Origin of the sequence: Variovorax atrisoli, assembly GCF_014195185.1 — a bacterium.
Classification (GTDB): Bacteria; Pseudomonadota; Gammaproteobacteria; order Burkholderiales; family Burkholderiaceae_C; genus Variovorax; species Variovorax atrisoli.
On the sequence record NZ_JACIBG010000010.1, the window covers coordinates 184651 to 201774 of the forward strand.

The 17124-nt window shown below is 65.2% G+C and carries 20 protein-coding genes; 9 read left to right on the forward strand and 11 right to left on the reverse strand.

Features of this window, described 5'->3' with window-relative positions; all coding sequences use genetic code 11:
• Positions 1–170: 170 nt before the first annotated feature.
• The 6 genes from FHY06_RS29780 to bfr all read right to left on the reverse strand — a co-directional run bounded on the left by FHY06_RS29780 (position 171) and on the right by bfr (position 5262).
• Positions 171–1535 (reverse strand): sulfite reductase subunit alpha, encoded by a 1365-nt coding sequence (locus FHY06_RS29780; RefSeq protein ID WP_184607231.1) that lies wholly within the window; start codon positions 1533–1535, stop codon positions 171–173.
• Positions 1532–2434: an FAD:protein FMN transferase gene (locus tag FHY06_RS29785; protein ID WP_409327476.1), complete on the reverse strand. Its 903-nt coding sequence runs from the start codon at positions 2432–2434 to the stop codon at positions 1532–1534. Before FHY06_RS29785 ends, FHY06_RS29780 begins: the two co-directional genes overlap by 4 nt.
• Positions 2435–2572: 138 nt before the next feature.
• Positions 2573–3382: a DUF4198 domain-containing protein gene (locus FHY06_RS29790; protein WP_132800541.1), complete on the reverse strand. Its 810-nt coding sequence runs from the start codon at positions 3380–3382 to the stop codon at positions 2573–2575.
• A 46-nt stretch (positions 3383–3428) separates the two neighbouring features.
• Entirely contained in the window at positions 3429–3929 is a 501-nt protein-coding gene (locus FHY06_RS29795; protein WP_184607276.1) for a DUF2271 domain-containing protein, read from the reverse strand.
• Positions 3930–4015: 86 nt separating this feature from the next.
• The gene (locus FHY06_RS29800) at positions 4016–4663 is read right to left on the reverse strand and encodes a PepSY-associated TM helix domain-containing protein (protein ID WP_132800544.1); all 648 of its coding nucleotides are present in this window, start codon (positions 4661–4663) and stop codon (positions 4016–4018) included.
• Positions 4664–4785: 122 nt separating this feature from the next.
• Positions 4786–5262, reverse strand: coding sequence for a bacterioferritin (gene bfr / locus FHY06_RS29805; RefSeq protein ID WP_184607233.1), 477 nt, complete (start codon positions 5260–5262; stop codon positions 4786–4788).
• A gap of 256 nt (positions 5263–5518) precedes the next feature.
• Between bfr and ahpC the strand changes: the two genes are divergently transcribed.
• Positions 5519–6082 (forward strand): alkyl hydroperoxide reductase subunit C, encoded by a 564-nt coding sequence (gene ahpC / locus FHY06_RS29810; RefSeq protein ID WP_020723187.1) that lies wholly within the window; start codon positions 5519–5521, stop codon positions 6080–6082.
• Positions 6083–6167: 85 nt separating this feature from the next.
• Positions 6168–7724: an alkyl hydroperoxide reductase subunit F gene (gene ahpF, locus FHY06_RS29815; protein ID WP_019655913.1), complete on the forward strand. Its 1557-nt coding sequence runs from the start codon at positions 6168–6170 to the stop codon at positions 7722–7724.
• Between the two features lie 70 nt (positions 7725–7794).
• Here ahpF and ppsR read toward each other — a convergent pair whose 3' ends face one another.
• Complete coding sequence (gene ppsR / locus FHY06_RS29820; RefSeq protein ID WP_126185093.1) at positions 7795–8616, reverse strand: posphoenolpyruvate synthetase regulatory kinase/phosphorylase PpsR; 822 nt, start codon at positions 8614–8616, stop codon at positions 7795–7797.
• Between the two features lie 183 nt (positions 8617–8799).
• On the opposite strand from ppsR, the gene ppsA reads away from it, so the two are divergent.
• From ppsA to dnaB, 7 genes are all read left to right on the forward strand, one after another.
• The gene (gene ppsA / locus FHY06_RS29825) at positions 8800–11193 is read left to right on the forward strand and encodes a phosphoenolpyruvate synthase (RefSeq protein WP_019655915.1); all 2394 of its coding nucleotides are present in this window, start codon (positions 8800–8802) and stop codon (positions 11191–11193) included.
• A gap of 134 nt (positions 11194–11327) precedes the next feature.
• The gene (locus FHY06_RS29830; RefSeq protein WP_019655916.1) at positions 11328–11774 is read left to right on the forward strand and encodes a hypothetical protein; all 447 of its coding nucleotides are present in this window, start codon (positions 11328–11330) and stop codon (positions 11772–11774) included.
• Positions 11775–11890: 116 nt separating this feature from the next.
• Entirely contained in the window at positions 11891–12265 is a 375-nt protein-coding gene (gene rpsF, locus FHY06_RS29835; RefSeq protein WP_019655917.1) for a 30S ribosomal protein S6, read from the forward strand.
• Positions 12266–12269: 4 nt separating this feature from the next.
• Positions 12270–12584 (forward strand): primosomal replication protein N, encoded by a 315-nt coding sequence (gene priB / locus FHY06_RS29840; protein WP_132751596.1) that lies wholly within the window; start codon positions 12270–12272, stop codon positions 12582–12584.
• Positions 12585–12605: 21 nt separating this feature from the next.
• A complete protein-coding gene (gene rpsR, locus FHY06_RS29845) occupies positions 12606–12887 on the forward strand; it encodes a 30S ribosomal protein S18 (protein ID WP_019655919.1) in 282 nt (93 codons plus the stop codon).
• A 12-nt stretch (positions 12888–12899) separates the two neighbouring features.
• Positions 12900–13352, forward strand: a complete 453-nt coding sequence (rplI, locus tag FHY06_RS29850) for a 50S ribosomal protein L9 (RefSeq protein WP_019655920.1) — start codon at positions 12900–12902, stop codon at positions 13350–13352.
• 179 nt (positions 13353–13531) lie between these two features.
• A complete protein-coding gene (gene dnaB, locus FHY06_RS29855; RefSeq protein ID WP_019655921.1) occupies positions 13532–14938 on the forward strand; it encodes a replicative DNA helicase in 1407 nt (468 codons plus the stop codon).
• A gap of 23 nt (positions 14939–14961) precedes the next feature.
• Here dnaB and FHY06_RS29860 read toward each other — a convergent pair whose 3' ends face one another.
• From FHY06_RS29860 to FHY06_RS29875, 4 genes are all read right to left on the reverse strand, one after another.
• Positions 14962–15738 carry a helix-turn-helix transcriptional regulator gene (locus tag FHY06_RS29860; RefSeq protein WP_019655922.1) on the reverse strand — a complete coding sequence of 259 codons (777 nt, stop codon included), beginning with the start codon at positions 15736–15738 and terminating at the stop codon, positions 14962–14964.
• 67 nt (positions 15739–15805) lie between these two features.
• A complete protein-coding gene (locus FHY06_RS29865) occupies positions 15806–16255 on the reverse strand; it encodes a GyrI-like domain-containing protein (RefSeq protein WP_184607234.1) in 450 nt (149 codons plus the stop codon).
• Between the two features lie 14 nt (positions 16256–16269).
• A complete protein-coding gene (locus tag FHY06_RS29870; RefSeq protein ID WP_019655924.1) occupies positions 16270–16719 on the reverse strand; it encodes an EVE domain-containing protein in 450 nt (149 codons plus the stop codon).
• A 6-nt stretch (positions 16720–16725) separates the two neighbouring features.
• A complete protein-coding gene (locus tag FHY06_RS29875) occupies positions 16726–17097 on the reverse strand; it encodes a VOC family protein (protein WP_126184957.1) in 372 nt (123 codons plus the stop codon).
• Positions 17098–17124: the final 27 nt, after the last annotated feature.

Genomic DNA, 17124 nt, shown 5'->3' on the forward strand with positions numbered 1-17124 from the left:
TGGAGAAACGCGAGGGGGGACTGGCTGGGTGAGTCGATCTGCGGGTTGTGCGCGGATCGCTGCAAATGATATTGGTTCTCAATACTAAAACTGACATCCAAGCGAAACTAAGTCGAAAGTTGTGTCAGTTTCGTTGCAGCCCAGCAACGCGATCGACGCAGCAGCTTTATCTAGTAGACGTCTCGCCGATAGCGACCGCTGGCCGCCAGCTCGGTGATCTGCGCCTCGCCCGCGATCTGGCGCAACGCCGCGTCCACGCCCGAAGCCATTCCTTGAAGGCTGCCGCAGACGTAGATGGCAGCGCCGTCGTGCAGCCACTGCAGCAGCGTGTCAGCCGATTGCAGCAGCCGGTGCTGCACGTAGAAGCGATCGGCCTGGTCGCGCGAGAACACCATGTCCAGACGCTTGAGTACTCCACCGACCTGCCATGCCTCGATCTCCTTGCGATAGAGGAAGTCGTGCGCGGCCTGGCGCTCGCCGAACACCAGCCAGTTGTCGTGCCTGCCCATGGCTGCACGCGTGCGAAGGTGCGCGCGCAGCCCGGCGATACCTGTGCCGTTGCCGACGAGAACCAGCGGCCGTGATTCATTGCCGTCGAGGCGGAAGCCCCGGTGCTCCCGCACGCGCAGCGCCACCGTGTCGCCCACGCCCAGGGTGGACGTGAGCAGTCCCGAGGCCGCGCCCAGTGTGCCGTCCGGATGCCGCTCCTGCCGCACGAGCAACTGTAGTTCGCCGTCGGCATGCACCGAGGCGATGGAGTAGTCGCGCGGGCGTTTCGGATCGCTGGCGACGATCACCTGCGCAAGATCGCCCGACGCCCAATACGGCAGCGCTTCACCGGCCTGGGGCACCAGCCCGAGATGGAAGACGGGCCAGCCTGCGCTGCCCGGGTTGAGATGCTCGCGCGAGACGAGCCGCCATGGAGCGAAGACCGCGCCTTCGGCATCGCCTGTGGATCCGGGCGCGTCGCCCCAATGCGCGTGCCATGCGGCCAGCGCCGCCGGGTCGCTGTTGTCGACCTCGATGCGATCGAATTCGCGCCTGGCGCCCGCGGCCTGCAGCCATTCGTCGAGCGCACGACCGAAGCCGCAGAAGTTGGCGTACTGGCGGTCGCCCAGTGCCAAGACGGCATAGCTCAGCAAAGGCAGGCTCGGCGATGAGTCCATCATCCGCTCGACGAACACGCTGGCGCCGTCCGGGGCATCGCCTTCGCCATAGGTGCTCGCGATGAAGAGCGCGCGGGAGGCGATTGCCAGAGCCGCCCCATCGAGCTCGTTCAGTTCCATCACGCGCGCCGGCGTATTCGCCGCACTCAGCTGCCGAGCGGTCTGCCATGCGATGGACTCGGCCTGGCCCGTCTGGCTGGCGAACAGCACGAGAACCGGGGCTTCGTCGCTGCCCGCCGATAGCTCTGCCGAGTCGCGCGCGGCCTCGGCCTTGCGTCTGCGCTCGCGCAGATAGATCGATGCACAGAGCGCTGCATACGCCGCGACGGTGGAACCCGCGCCCAGTGCGCGCCAGGCGAAGTCGTTCATGTTCCAGCCGCTGCGGGCCAGGCGCGTGTGGTCTTCGCCTCTGGCGCGGGATCGCCATGGCTCACGAACAGCGCGGCGACGTTGTGCTGCTGCGCGAAGTCGAATCCTTCTTCCGGCCCGAGCACCGTCAGCACCGTGGCCAGCGCGTCGGCCTGCATGCACTCCGCGTGAAGCACGGTGACGCTGGCCAGCGGGTGCGCTACCGGCTCTCCCGTTCGCGGATCGATGGTGTGCGACCAGCGGCGTCCCTCGTGCGAGCGCCGATGCCATCGGTCGCCCGAGGTCGCGATGGCCATGTCCGCGAGCGCCACGCGGCGCGCACCGGAAGGATCGCCGTCGACGAGCACTTGCCAGGGCTGTCCTTCAGGGCGTTTCCCGATGCCTCGCAGTTCTCCGCCGACTTCGAGAAGCGCATCGGCGATGCCCAGTGCACGCAGGGCGTCGATGCCGTGGTCCACCGCGAATCCCTTCGCGATGCCCGAGAGATCGAGCGTTGCGCCTCCAGGCTGCAGGAGCGAGCCTTCCGCCTCATCGAACACAAGCCGGGACCAGCCGACGCGCCCGCGCGCCTCGGCCAGCGCGGCCTCGCCGGGCAGACCGGCCTGTTCCGCTTCCGGCCCGAAGCCCCAGCACGCGACCAGCGGACCCACGCTGGGGTCGATCGCGCCGCCGCTTGCCGCTGCCCACCGGAAAGCGCATCGCATCACCGTGGCGAATTCCGCCGGCAGCACATGGCGCGACCCGGCCTGAGCCTGGTTGAACCGGCTGATGTCCGAGTCCGGCTCCCAGTGGCTCATCTGCGCGATCACGTGATCGAGCGCAGATTCGAGGGCCGCTCGGACTTGCGCGAGCGGCAGCATCCGTGGGTTGTCGAAACGCAGCGACCAGGTGGTGCCCATGGTCTGGCCGCCCAGCTGCTGCAGCGTCGCGGGATCGGCGGGGCGGGGTACTGCCGCGTTGGCATAGCCGCCAGCGCGCCAGGTGCTGAACGAAAGGCCCAAGAGAAAGTCCGCTCTACCAGCGTGGATGTGGCCGCCTCAGGGCATCACTTCGAGCGTCGCCGCGTAGCTCAGGCGGCGTTCCTTGGCCTGCGGCACCGTGGTCTTGTTGTCCTTGGTGCTGGCATCGAGCCAGTACATGCCGGCGTTCGGCCAGGTCACGCTGAACTGGCCCTTGTCGTCGGTCTTGAGCTTGATCTCCTCGAGCTTGTCGCGGTACTGCGTGTTGCCGGCCGTCACCGTCACTTCGAGCCCCTTGGCGGGTTGGCCGTCGAGGTTCAGCGTGAAGGTGGCCTTCTCGCCCTTGACCAGGTCGGTCGGGCTGCCGGCGGCGATCAGCTCAAGGCCCTGACCGACCGGCTTGAGTGCGGAAGGCTTGCCGACGGTCACGAAGGTCTCGATGCGACCCGACGACTGGGTGATGGTCACGTCCTGCGCATCGGCAGGAATCTCCTTGCCGATGGTCTCGGCCGTGCCGCGCGCGCGCTTTGTCTGGCCCGTGGCCTTGTCCTTCCAGCTCGCGAAGGCGCCGGCGTTGATGACGGCGATGCGATAGGTGCCCGCCTGCGCCACGTTCACGTCGAACACGTTGCGCAGCTTGAGCTTGGCCTCGGTCTCCGGCTTGACGGTGCTGCCGTCGGGAGCGGTGATCTGCAGGCCGTCCAGCCGCAGCGGCGCGTGGTTGGCGACGAACAGGTCGTTGGACACGGCGGCATCGACCGTCACAGTGTCCGCCTTCGAGAACACGGTGGACGAGGGCAGAAGCCAGGCGTTGTGTGCCTGCGCGAGCGTTGCGGCCGCCGACAGGGCGATGGAGAGGGAGGCGAGGCGAAGGTTGAAGCGTGTCATGACGGTTCCTGTGTGATGTGGCGGGCGGGTCTTCAAGGCAGGGAGATCAGGGCTTGAGCTCGAGCCGGATCTCGCCAAGTTCTTCCTTGCCCGTCGCGGTCGGCTGCGTCGCTGCGGTCGGCGGCCACTGGAAGGGAATGCTCACGACTTCGCGGCCGCCGACTTCGCGTGCGGCCTCCACCACCAGCTTGTAGGCGCCAGGGGCGAGCTTGGGCATCGGGGCCGTGCCTTCCGTGAAGCTCAGCTGGTGCTTGCCGGCGGGCCGGGTCGCGCCCGTCACGCCGTCGACCGGCACCGAGAGCTCGCGGCCGCCGCGGCGCCACCACTGGCGCATGTCCTTCAGCCACTTGGTGCCTTCGCCCTCGGGGTTGTTGGTCTTGGTACGCACGTCGTACCAGACCGCCAGCGTGCCGGCGTTGGTGTTGTCGGCACGCTCGATCCAGGTCGCCACGTAGGGGCGGTGGTACTCGGAGACGTTCAGCCGCGGAATCTCGATGTTGACGGCCAGCCCCGACGCGAAGGCCGGAGCCGCGAACAGCGCCGACATGGCCAGCGGCGCGAGTGAGTAGCGAACGTGCACTTGGAACCTCTTTCCTGGATCCGTACGGATCGATTGATTGGTTGATGACGAAATCAGTGGATGAACAGCAGCGCGAGCAGCACCGGCACGACCAGCCCCATGCCGACCATCGGCCAGGTGAAAGGCCGGTTGCCCGCATGCATCTTGAGAATGAAGAGCCCGGTGATCGAGAAGACCAGGGCGGCGCCCGCGAAGATGTCGATGAACCAGCTCCATGCGGCGCCGGTGTTGCGGCCCTTGTGGAGATCGTTGAAGTAGGAGAGCCAGCCGCGGTCGGTGCGCTCGTATTCGATTTCGCCGTCGGCCAGGCTCAGGCGCAGCCAGGCGTCGCCACCGGGGCGGGGCAGCGAGAGATAGATTTCGTCGTCGGACCACTCGGCTTCCCGGCCGGCGGTGGAGATGTCCCAGTGCTTCTGCACCCAGGCTTGGAGTTCGGCAGGCAGGGGGGCTTTGCCCTTGAGGGCCTTGGCTGCGGGCAGCTGCTTTTCGAGGCGGGCGCGCAGCGCCTCGTCGATGGAGCCGTTCAGCCTGGTGACGACCGGCTTGGCCTCGATCTGGCTGGCGTGGTTGAGGGTGAATCCCGTCACGCTGAACAGGATCATCCCGATGAGACAGATGGCCGAACTGACCCAATGCCATTCGTGCAGGGTCTTGAGCCAATAGGCGCGTCGGCGGTTGTCGGGGTGGGCGGCGGCAGTCATCGGAAGGCGCGGATTCTATCCGTGCGAATGAGAATGACTGTTATTCGTGGCCGGTTAAGTTACGTAAAGCAATAAAAAAACGGGACCGAAGTCCCGTTTGTCGATAAAGAGCAGGCCCTGCCTTAATCGAGTTCGCCCATCTGCGACTGCAGGTAGTTCTGCAGGCCGACCTTGTCGATCAGGTCGATCTGTGTCTCGAGGAAGTCGATGTGCTCTTCCGTATCGTCCAGGATCTCCTGGAGCAGGTCGCGAGAGACGTAGTCGCGCACCGATTCGCAATGCGCGATGCCGTCCTTGATGGTGGACTGCGCACCGGTTTCGGCGCCGAGGTCGCAGCGCAGCAGCTCGGGCACGTCTTCGCCGATGTTCAGCTTGCCGAGGTCCTGCAGGTTGGGCAGGCCGTCGAGCATGAAGATGCGGTCCATGAGCTTGTCGGCGTGCTTCATCTCGCCGATCGATTCCTCGTATTCCTTCTTCGCGAGCTTGTCCAGGCCCCAGTGCTTGAGCATGCGGTAGTGCAGGAAGTACTGGTTGATTGCGGTCAGCTCGTTCTTGAGCTGGGCCTGCAGATGTTCGATGACTTTCGGGTCGCCCTTCATGGTTTTTCCTTGTTCTGAAAGCGGTGATTGTCAGAGGTGCAAACGCGCGCTTGCAAGCAATCCCATGCAATGTCGGTCTGCATGCGTGTGATGGTGATACACGTTCGTATTGATGCTTCTCGCACGTATGTCGCAGCCATCGAAAACATAGCGACTTCCAATGCTTTCAATAGCTGATTGCTATCAATTTAGATGAATTGGTAGTTATACTCATGTCTCGCACTTTTTGTCCAACCGCAGCATCCAAGGAATCAACATGTCCCTGATCAACACCCAAGTCCAGCCCTTCAAGACCCAGGCCTACCTCAACGGCAAGTTCATCGATGTGTCCGACGAGACGCTCAAGGGCAAGTGGTCCGTGCTGATCTTCATGCCGGCGGCATTCACCTTCAACTGCCCGACCGAAGTCGAAGACGCGGCCGAACACTACCCCGAGTTCCAGAAACTGGGTGCCGAGGTCTACATCGTGACCACCGACACGCACTTCTCGCACAAGGTCTGGCACGACACCTCGCCGGCCGTCGGCAAGGCCAAGTTCCCGCTGGTCGGCGACCCGACCCACACGCTGACCAATGCTTTCGGCGTGCACATCCCCGAAGAAGGCCTGGCACTGCGCGGCACCTTCGTGATCAATCCCGAAGGCATCATCAAGACCGCCGAAGTGCACTCCAACGAGATCGCCCGCGACGTGAAGGAAACGCTGCGCAAGCTGAAGGCAGCCGTCTACACCGCCGCTCACCCGAACGAAGTGTGCCCGGCCAAGTGGAATGAAGGCGACAAGACGATCGCTCCGTCGCTGGACCTCGTCGGCAAGATCTAAGCGCCCTGCGAAGCCCGGCGCCCGCGAGGCCCCGGGCTTTTTCGGCCCCCGTTGATAGTTTTACGTTATCGAAAGAGAGTCCCTCATGCTCGACGCAAACACCAAAGCCCAATTGAAGAGTTACCTCGAACGCGCCACGCAGCCGATCGAGATCGTCGCCTCGCTCGACGACAGCAAGGCCTCGGGCGAGATGCTGTCGCTGCTGAAGGACGTTGCCGAATCGTCCCCGCTGATCAAGCTGACCGAAAGCCGCGACGACAACCACCGCAAGCCCTCGTTCTCGGTCAACCGCCCGAGCGAAAACCACGGTCCGCGTTTTGCCGGCCTGCCGATGGGCCATGAATTCACGTCGCTGATCCTTGCCCTGCTGCAGATCGGCGGCTATCCCCCCAAGGTCGAGCAGGCCGTGCTCGACCAGATCAAGGCGCTCGACGGCGACTTCGAGTTCGAGGTCTATGTCTCGCTCACCTGCCACAACTGCCCCGACGTGGTCCAGGCGCTGAACCTGATGGCGGTGCAGAACCCGCGCATCCGCACCACCATGATCGAGGGCGGCACCTTCCAGGAGGAGGTGAAGGAGCGCCAGATCATGGCCGTGCCGACCGTGTTCCTCAATGGCACGGAGTTCGGCCAGGGCCGCATGAGCCTCGAGGAGATCCTCGCCAAGATCGACACGAGCGGCGTCGAGCGCGAAGCCAAGAAGATCGACGGCAAGGACCCGTTCGATGTGCTGATCGTCGGCGGCGGCCCTGCCGGCGCAGCAGCGGCCGTGTACGCGGCGCGCAAGGGCATCCGCACCGGCGTCGCCTCCGAGCGTTTCGGCGGCCAGGTGCTCGACACCATGGGCATCGAGAACTTCATCTCGATCAAGGAAACCGAAGGGCCGAAGTTCGCCCATGCCCTCGAAGAGCATGTGCGCGACTACGACGTCGACATCATGAACCTGCAGCGCGCCAAGGCGCTCGTGCCGGGCAACGGCCTGATCGAAGTGCAGCTCGAGAGCGGCGCCTCGCTCAAGAGCAAGTCGGTCATCATCTCGACGGGTGCGCGCTGGCGCAACATCAACGTGCCCGGCGAGCACGAGTTCAAGAACAAGGGCGTGGCCTACTGCCCGCACTGCGACGGCCCGCTGTTCAAGGGCAAGCGCGTGGCGGTGATCGGCGGCGGCAACTCGGGTGTCGAGGCCGCCATCGACTTGGCCGGCATCGTGGGCCACGTCACGCTGATCGAGTTCGACACGCAGCTGCGAGCCGATGCAGTGCTGCAGCGCAAGCTCAAGAGCCTGAAGAACGTCGACGTGTTCACCAACGCGCAGACCACCGAGATCACCGGCGACCAGAAGGTCAACGGCCTGATCTACAAGGACCGCGCGACGGGCGAATCGAAGAAGGTCGAGCTCGAGGGCGTGTTCATCCAGATCGGCCTCGTGCCCAACACCGACTGGCTCAAGGGCACGGTCGAGCTGTCGAAGCACGGCGAGATCATCGTCGACGCGCGCGGCCAGACCTCCGTGCCTGGCGTGTTCGCGGCGGGCGATGCGACCACGGTGCCGTTCAAGCAGATCATCATCGCGGCCGGCGACGGCGCGAAGGCGGCGCTGGGTGCGTTCGACCACCTGATCCGGACGTCGGCTCCCGCGTAAGCCACCATTGGCGACGTGAAGCGAAAAAGCGCCCCGGCGGGGCGCTTTTTCTATTCAAGGGAAGCGGGTATCAATAGATCAGCCGCTCCGGCCGCAACTCCTGCAGGATCGTGGTGGCGATCTCCTCGATCGACTTGGTGGTGGTCGAAAGCCAGCGGATGCCTGCGCGCCGCATCATGGCCTCGGCCTCGGCCACTTCGTGGCGGCAGTTCTCGATGCTCGCGTACCGCGAATTCGGCCGGCGCTCGTTGCGGATCTCGCTGAGCCGCTCGGGCTGGATGGTCAGGCCGAAGATCTTCTTGCGATGCGGGATGAGCGCCGGCGGCAGTTGCCGGCGGTCGAAATCTTCCGGAATCAGCGGGTAGTTGGCCGCCTTGAGGCCGTGCTGCATCGCGAGGTAGAGCGATGTGGGCGTCTTGCCGCTGCGGCTCACCCCCACCAGGATCACGTCGGCACCTTCCAGGTCGCGGTTGCTCTGGCCGTCGTCGTGCTGCAGGCTGAAGTCGATCGCGGCGATGCGGTCGTTGTATTCCTTGCTCTTGCTGACGTCACTGAAGCGGCCGATGCGGTGGTTCGACTTCGCGGCCAGCTCGATTTCCAGGGGGCGCACGAAGGTGCCGAACATGTCCAGCAGCATGCCCTTGCAGCCGGTCTCGATCACCTCCAGCACCTCCATGTTGGCCAGCGTCGTGAAGACGATGGGCCTGGCGCCCTCTATTTCGGCAGTGTGGTTTATCTGCCGCACCGCCTGGTGGGCCTTGTCGACCGTGTCCGTGAAGGGCAGCCGGACGTGGCGCGGCTTCATCTCGAACTGGGCCAGGACGGCGTTGCCGAAGGTTTCGGCGGTGATGCCGGTGCCGTCGGAAATGAAGAAAACGGTGCGTGAAGGAATAGTCATGCGGCCTTGTCCTGCGGCGCGGACCACGTTGCCCCGCCTACAATGAGGGCCATTATCGGGAATCCGCCTTCCCAGCCCAATTCTCTCCATGCACGCCGCGCCCGCACCCAAAGCAACGAGAACGATCGTGCTGCGCCGTCTGCATGCAGCACCGGTTTCAACTTCTGGAGCTTTCCCATGTCTGCACTTTTCGACGCGACCGCCCTGGTCGTACCGTTTGAAAACCTGAGAATGACCGACGTCGAGGCGGTTGGCGGCAAGAACGCCAGCCTCGGCGAAATGATCTCGCAGCTGCCGCAGGGCGTGCGGGTGCCCACCGGTTTTGCGACCACGGCGCACGCATTCCGCCAGTTCCTGGCCCACGATGGCCTGGCCGACAAGATCAGCAAGCGACTGGCCGCCCTGAACGTCGACGACGTGCGCGCCCTGGCCGCCGCAGGCGCCGAGATCCGCGGCATGGTCGAGGCCCAGCCTTTCCCCGCCGACCTGCAGAAGGCGATCACCGAAGCCTTCGCCACGCTGAGCGCCGGCAATCCGTCCGCTTCGTTCGCCGTGCGCTCCTCGGCCACTGCCGAAGACCTGCCCGACGCTTCGTTCGCAGGCCAGCAGGAAACCTTCCTGAACGTGGTCGGCATCGACGACGTGCTGCACAAGATGAAGGAGGTGTTCGCCTCCCTCTACAACGACCGCGCCATCAGCTACCGCGTGCACAAGGGCTTCGAGCACGACGTGGTCGCGCTGTCGGCCGGCGTGCAGCGCATGGTGCGCTCCGACCTCGGCGCCGCCGGCGTGATGTTCACCATCGACACCGAATCGGGCTTCGAGGACGTGGTCTTCATCACCTCCAGCTACGGCCTGGGCGAGACGGTGGTGCAGGGTGCCGTGAACCCCGACGAGTTCTACGTGCACAAGCCGACCCTGAAGGCCGGCAAGAAGGCCGTGATCCGCCGCAACCTCGGCTCCAAGCTGATCCAGATGGAGTTCGCCACGCCCGAGGAGAAGAAAGCCACCGGCAAGCTGGTGAAGACCACCGACGTCAAGGCCGAGCAGCGCAACCGCTACTCGCTGACTGATGCAGAGGTCGAGCAGCTCGCCAAGTACGCCCTCGTGATCGAGGAGCACTACGGCCGTCCGATGGACATCGAGTGGGGCAAGGACGGCACCGACGGCCAGCTCTACATCCTGCAGGCGCGTCCCGAGACGGTGAAAAGCCAGCAGCAGGGCAAGGCCGAGCAGCGCTACAAGCTGCTGGGCAAGGGCACGGTGCTGGCCGAAGGCCGCGCCATCGGCCAGAAGATCGGCACCGGCCCCGTGCGGCTGGTGCACAGCATCAGCGAGATGGACCAGGTGCAGGCCGGCGACGTGCTCGTCACCGACATGACCGACCCCAACTGGGAGCCGGTGATGAAGCGCGCTTCCGCGATCGTCACCAACCGCGGCGGGCGCACCTGCCACGCGGCCATCATCGCGCGCGAACTGGGCATTCCGGCCGTGGTCGGCTGCGGCGACGCCACCGACCTGCTGAAGGACGGCACGCTGGTCACGGTGAGCTGCGCCGAGGGCGACACCGGCTTCATCTATGACGGCCTGCTCGAGACCGAGGTGACCGAGGTGCAGCGCGGCGTGATGCCCGAGATCGACATCCAGCTGATGATGAACGTGGGCAACCCCCAGCTCGCGTTCGACTTCGCGCAGCTGCCGAACCACGGCGTGGGCCTCGCGCGCCTGGAGTTCATCATCAACAACAACATCGGCGTGCACCCGAAGGCGATCCTCGACTACCCGAACGTCGACAACGACCTGAAGAAGGCCGTCGAGTCGGTGGCCCGCGGCCATGCTTCGCCGCGCGCCTTCTACGTCGACAAGGTGGCAGAGGGCATCGCGACCATCGCAGCGGCCTTCTGGCCGAAGAAGGTGATCGTGCGCCTGTCGGACTTCAAGTCGAACGAGTACCGCAAGCTGATCGGCGGCAGCCGCTACGAGCCCGAGGAAGAGAACCCGATGCTGGGCTTCCGTGGCGCCGCGCGCTACCTGAGCGCCGACTTCGGCGAAGCCTTCGCGATGGAATGCGAGGCCCTCAGGCGCGTGCGCAACGACATGGGCCTGACCAACGTGCAGATCATGGTGCCCTTCGTGCGCACCCTGGGCCAGGCGGAGCGCGTGACCGGCCTGCTGGCCGAATACGGCCTGAAGCGCGGCGAGAACGAGCTCAAGCTGATCATGATGTGCGAAGTGCCGAGCAACGCCATCCTGGCCGACGAGTTCCTGCAGTTCTTCGACGGCTTCTCCATCGGCTCGAACGACCTGACCCAGCTCACCCTGGGCCTGGACCGCGATTCGGGCCTGGAGCTGCTGGCCGCCGACTTCGACGAGCGCGACCCGGCCGTGAAGGCCATGCTGAGCCGCGCCATCAAGGCCTGCAAGGCGCAGGGCAAGTACGTCGGCATCTGCGGCCAGGGCCCCAGCGACCATCCCGACTTCGCGCTGTGGCTGGCGGAGCAGGGCATCGAATCGATCTCGCTGAACCCTGACAGCGTGATCGATACCTGGCAGCAACTCGCCAAGCGCTGATACGCGCAACTCTCCTGGATTGCGGAAATCCCCATCGGGGGATTCCCGCGACCTGGGAGTGATATTGAAACAAATTGCGTATTTGATGCCAGACTGGCGGGACTCACGGGCGTATCCCGGAAGGGAAGACCACCATGATCCTCGTCAAGACAGAAGCAGGCCACCAGGCGCTGAAAGACCGTTCGATCCCGCTGTCGCCGCGCCAGCGCTCTGCTTTCATCCTTTTCGATGGCAAGCGCTCGGTCGACGATGTGCTGGCCGCCGGCATGGGCATCGTGCGCGAGGACATCGACCAGATGGTCGGGCTGGGTGTGCTGGCACCCGTGGCGGGGAGTGCGGCGGCGCCTGTCGAGGCGGCGCCCGCCCAGGGTTCGTCCGGCCGCAGCAGGCAGCAGCGCTACAAGGATGCCTATCCCATCGCGACGCAGCTCACCGGCAGCCTCGGACTCAAGGGCTTCCGGCTCAACCTGCAGGTGGAGGGCACGACCAGCTACGAAGACCTGCTTGCGCTGGCCCCGAAAATCCGAGCCGCCGTCGGTCCCGAGAAGGCCGCGGCCCTGGACAAGGCCCTCAACGACTGAGCCAGCTTGCCGAAACGGCCTTTGCAGGGCTATAATCGCCGGCTTTGCCTTGCCACACTGCGCCCGACGCTGCAGGTGGCTTTTCCTCTTCCTCGGAAGAATCCACAAGGAGTGCCATGCGTCACTACGAAATCATTTTGCTGATCCACCCGGATCAGAGCGAACAAGTTCCGGCCATGCTGGAGCGCTACAAGGGCCTGATCACGGCCGGCGGCGGCAAGGTCCACCGCGTCGAAGACTGGGGCCGCCGTCAGCTGGCCTACCAGATCAACAAGCTCAACAAGGCCCACTACCTGTGCGTCAACATCGAAGCTGAGCAGACCGTGATGGGCGAACTGGAACACGCGTTCAAGTTCAACGACGCCGTGCTGCGTCACCTGACCGTCCAGAAGAAGAAGGCCGAAACCGGTCCTTCGTCGATGATGAAGACGGTCGAGCGCGAAGAGGCCCGCAAGGCCCAGCAGGCCGAGTACGCCGCCAACAACAACTGATGGCGTGACTGCCGCCGCTGCGGCAACCGGGGTCAACCAGCTTCTGCTGACCGCCTCCGTTGCCGAACTCGGTAACTTGCGATTCACGCCAGCCGGCTTGCCAGCCATCGACCTGAAGCTCGAACACGAGTCGACGCTCCAGGAGGCAGGAAAGCCCAGGCAGGTGAAGACGGCCCTCAAGGCTGTTGCCTTCGGCGCCATCGCCGAGCGGCTCGCAAGGCAGTCGATGGGGAGTCTCTGGCGTTTCCAGGGCTTTCTCGCGACACCGGGCAACGGCAAGCATCCGGTCCTGCACATCCAGGATTTTCAGCAAGATTAATTTTCGACAAGAGGTCCCGAAATGGCCACGTTCAAGAAATTCAACAAAGACAAGCGCCCGAAGCGCAACACCCAGTCGCTGCTGTTCAAGCGCAAGCGTTTCTGCCGCTTCACCGTCGCCGGCGTCGAGGAAATCGACTACAAGGATGTCGACACGCTGCGTGATTTCATCAGCGAAAACGGCAAGATCATCCCCGCACGCCTGACCGGCACGCGCGCCATCTACCAGCGCCAGCTGAACACCGCCATCAAGCGTGCGCGCTTCCTGGCCCTGGTGCCGTACAGCGACCAGCACCGCGTCTAAGGAGTCGACACCATGCAAATCATTCTTCTGGACAAGGTTGTCAACGTCGGCGCCCTGGGCGACATCGTCAAGGTCAAGGACGGTTACGCACGCAACTTCCTGATCCCGTCGGGCCGCGCCCGCCGAGCCACCGCTGCCAACAAGGCCGAATTCGAAGCCAAGCGCGCCGAACTCGAAAAGGCTGCGGCCGCCAAGCTGGCTGAATCGCAAGCCCAAGGCGAGAAGCTCGCCGGCACGACCATCAAGCTGACCCAAAAGGCCGGCGTGGACGGCCGCCTGTTCGGCTCGGTCACCAACAGCGACATCGCTGAAGAGCTGGGCAAGCAAGGCTACAAGGTTGCCAAGGCGCAAGTGCGCCTGCCCAACGGCCCGATCAAGGTCGTCGGCGACAGCAGCGTCAGCGTGGCTCTGCACACCGACGTGGTGGTCGACATCAACGTGACGGTCTACGGCGAAACCGCCTGATCGTCCATGGCGCCTCGAGCGCTGAGCAAAAGCCGCCTTCGGGCGGCTTTTCTTTTTCCGCGCCGAGGTTGTCCCGTCTTTTCCAGCCGATTGCACTGGAAGATCACCGTTTATTCACAACCTTGTCCACACGCGCATCGCCCTGCGCGGCTTAGCATGCAGGGTTGCAAGGGAAGTCCATGTCCGCCGTTTTTTCCTATGCCGACAACGATCCGTCGGCCGACCGCCAAGTTGCCCAACTGCGCATTCCGCCTCACTCCATCGAGGCCGAATCCAGCGTGCTCGGCGGCCTGCTGCTCGACAACGGAGCCTGGGACCGCATGGGCGACCTGCTGGTCGACGGCGACTTCTACCGCCATGAGCACAAGCTGATCTACGCGGCCATCGGCGGGCTGATCAACGCCAGCAAGCCGGCCGACGTGATCACCGTCTACGAGCAGCTGCAGAACCTCGGCAAGGCCGACGAGATCGGCGGGCTGGTTTACCTGAACTCGCTCGCGCAGTACGTGCCCAGCGCGAGCAACATCCGGCGCTACGCCGAGATCGTTCGCGAGCGTTCGATCCTGCGCAAGCTGGTCTCTGCCAGCGACGAGATCGCGACCAACGCCTTCAATCCGCAGGGCAAGGCGGTCGACAAGATCCTCGACGAGGCCGAGCAGAAGATCTTCAACATCGGCGAGGAAGGCACGCGGATGAAGCAGGGCTTCCAGAGCATGGATGCCCTGGTCGTCGACCTGCTCGACCGCGTGACGGAGATGGCCGAGAACCCGAACGACATCACGGGCGTTCGCACCGGCTTCAACGACTTCGACAAGATGACCTCGGGCCTGCAGCCGGGCGACATGATCGTGCTGGCCGCGCGTCCCTCCATGGGCAAGACCTCGCTCGCGATCAATATCGCCGAGCACGTAGCGCTCGACGAAGGCCTGCCGGTGGCCGTGTTCTCCATGGAAATGGGCGCTGCCCAGCTGGCGGTGCGTATCGTGGGCTCCATCGGCCGCATCGACCAGGGCCACCTGCGCACCGGCAAGCTCACCGACGAGGAGTGGCCGCGCCTGACCGAGGCCATCGAGAAGCTGCGCACCGTGTCGCTGCACATCGACGAGACGCCGGGCCTTTCCACCAGCGAGCTGCGGGCCAACGCGCGCCGGCTCGCGCGCCAGTACGGGCGCCTGGGACTGATCGTGGTCGACTACCTGCAGCTGATGTCGACCAGCGGCTCCGGCGACGAGAACCGCGCCACCGCCGTGGGCGAGATCTCGCGCGGCCTGAAGATGCTCGCCAAGGAGCTGAAGTGCCCGGTGATCGCGCTGTCGCAGCTCAGCCGCGGCGTCGAAAGCCGCACCGACAAGCGTCCCATGATGAGCGACCTGCGCGAATCCGGCGCCATCGAGCAGGACGCGGACATCATCATGTTCATCTACCGCGACGACTACTACAACAAGGAGTCGAAGGAGCCGGGCGTGGCCGAGGTGATCATCAGCAAGCACCGTAACGGGCCGACCGGCACCGTCAAGCTGGCCTTCCTGAAGCCGCTGACCAAGTTCGAGAACCTGGTCGGCTACAGCAACAACGACGACTACTGAGGCAGGCGGCTGCCCGGCGGCAGTCAGCTGGTGCTGCTGCTTCCGGAACCGACGTCGGAACTGCTGCCTGCCCAGGGCGGGCGGCCATCCGGCTTCTGCGGCATCACCTTTCCGTGGGCCGCCTCCGCATCGACCTGCCGCAGCAGGTCCGCCAGCGTCTTGCCCGGCTCGTCGCGGAAGCGCTCGGGCAGCACCTCGATCGCATCCATGCGGTCGAGCCGGAAGCCCCGGAAGTCGTCGCGCAGCTCGCACCAGGTCGACAGCGTCCAGACCTTGCCCCAGTAGAAGCAGCCCAGCGGCCGCACCGTGCGCTCGCTGGCGTCGCCCGAGACGTCGCGGTAGTGCAGCCGCAGCTTGTTGTGCGACTGGGTCGCCTCGCGCAGCGTCTGCAGCCGCGCACGCAGGGTGTCGTCCAGGCCCAGCCCGGGCGCGTACAGCGCCAGCGCCTCGGCCGAGACACGCGCTGCGGAGGGCAGCACCGACAGGATCTTGCCCAGCCCCGTCTCGATGTCCCGCGCCAGTGCCGGATCGACCCAGCTCTGCGCGAGCCGGGCTGCAGCGACGAGCGCCGCGGCCTCGTCCTGCGTGAACATCAGCGGCGGCAGCTCGAAGCCCGCGCCGAGCCGGTAGCCCACGCCGGCTTCGCCCTCGATCGGCACGCCCTGGTGCTGCAGGTCCGCGATGTCGCGGTAGACCGTTCGCTCCGACACCTCCAGCCGCTGCGCCAGGAAAGCTGCCGTGGTCAGCCGGCGCCCACGGATGAGCTGCACGAGCTGGAAGAGGCGATCGGCGCGGCGCATCAGCAGGGCCTGGCGAGCGGGCGAGAGTGGCGCGCCGGCGGGTTGCGCCGGCTCTTTCTGATGATGCTCATGAGACTCCGATGTGGATCGCTACCTTGTCCGGCCCTTCGTAGGCCTCGAAGTCGCTGCGATAGCGGCGTGCGACCTCCGGGTGCGCCTCGAAATACTGCCAGATGCGTTCCCACGTGGCGATCACCATCTGCGGCATCTGTCCCTCGCCGTTGAAGACCAGGTAGTCGCCGGCTTCCACGGCGAGGCTGTTCTCGCCGCCCGAGACCGCGACGCCCGCCGTAACGTCGAACGCGCCATCCTTGTCCGATTCGTAGGCCGAATAGAGGCTGAAGATGCGAGTGTCGGCGGTGCGCCGTGGCGTCGACGCATAGGTTTCCTCGCCGAAGAATCGGCCCCACAACTGGCCCAGGCGGGCGGTAGCGGGGTCGCGCTCCTCGCGGTTGGTGGTGCGGATGGTGAGGCCCGAGACGCGGAACGCGTCCTGGTGCCGGCGAACTGGTTCCATGTGTTTGCTTCTCCTCAAAGCGATAGTGTCTTCAGGTCGGCCTTCATGGCCTGTGCGATCAATTTGATGTCGTCGTCGCTGACGTCGAACATGCCGAAGCGGAACTTGTAGCCCCACTGCCGGGGGTTCTCGATGAACGCCAGCCGCTCGATCAGCGGGGCGATCGGCGCCTCGTGCCCGGCGGCGTAGGCCACGTCGCGCCGCCATGGCACGAAGCCGTTGCCCATGTCGAACTCGTAGGGCTCGCCCGGCTGCACGATGCCGATCGACACGAAGCTCTGCAGCTTGTCCGTGCCCCCGAACACCGTGGCCGGTGAATAGTAGGCGACGCGGTCGCCCGCCGAAAGCCGCTTGAGCGGCGCATGCTTGCCGTGGCCGACCTGCATGAAGCCGATCGGCCGGTGGTCGCGCCCGCGCCGCGCATGCTCGGCGCTGGCCACTGCGATCCAGTTGCGTTGCGCCATCGCGAGTCACTCCAGCGAATGCAGGCCGACTTCGTTGCCCTCGGTGTCGCGCAGGTGGGCGATGAAGCCCATGCCCGGGGGCAGCGCCGACTTGGCCGCCACGATCTGCCCGCCGGCCGCCTCGACGCGCGCGAGCACGGCGTCGATGCTGGGGTTGCAGTCGAGGTAGATGCGGATGCCCGTGCCGGCGCGTGCGCTGGCATTGGCGCCTGCCTGCAGCGCGCCGCCGGTGGCGGGCTTGTCGTGCGGGAAGATGGCCAGTGTCTCGCCGCCGAAGTCCTCGCGGCGCAGCTTGCGGGCGAGCACGCTCTCGTAGAAGGTCTGGGCGCGGTCGATGTCGGCGACCGGGATCTCGAACCAGGTGATGGCGTTCTGCATTCGGAACTCTCTTTCTTTCGTTGCGTT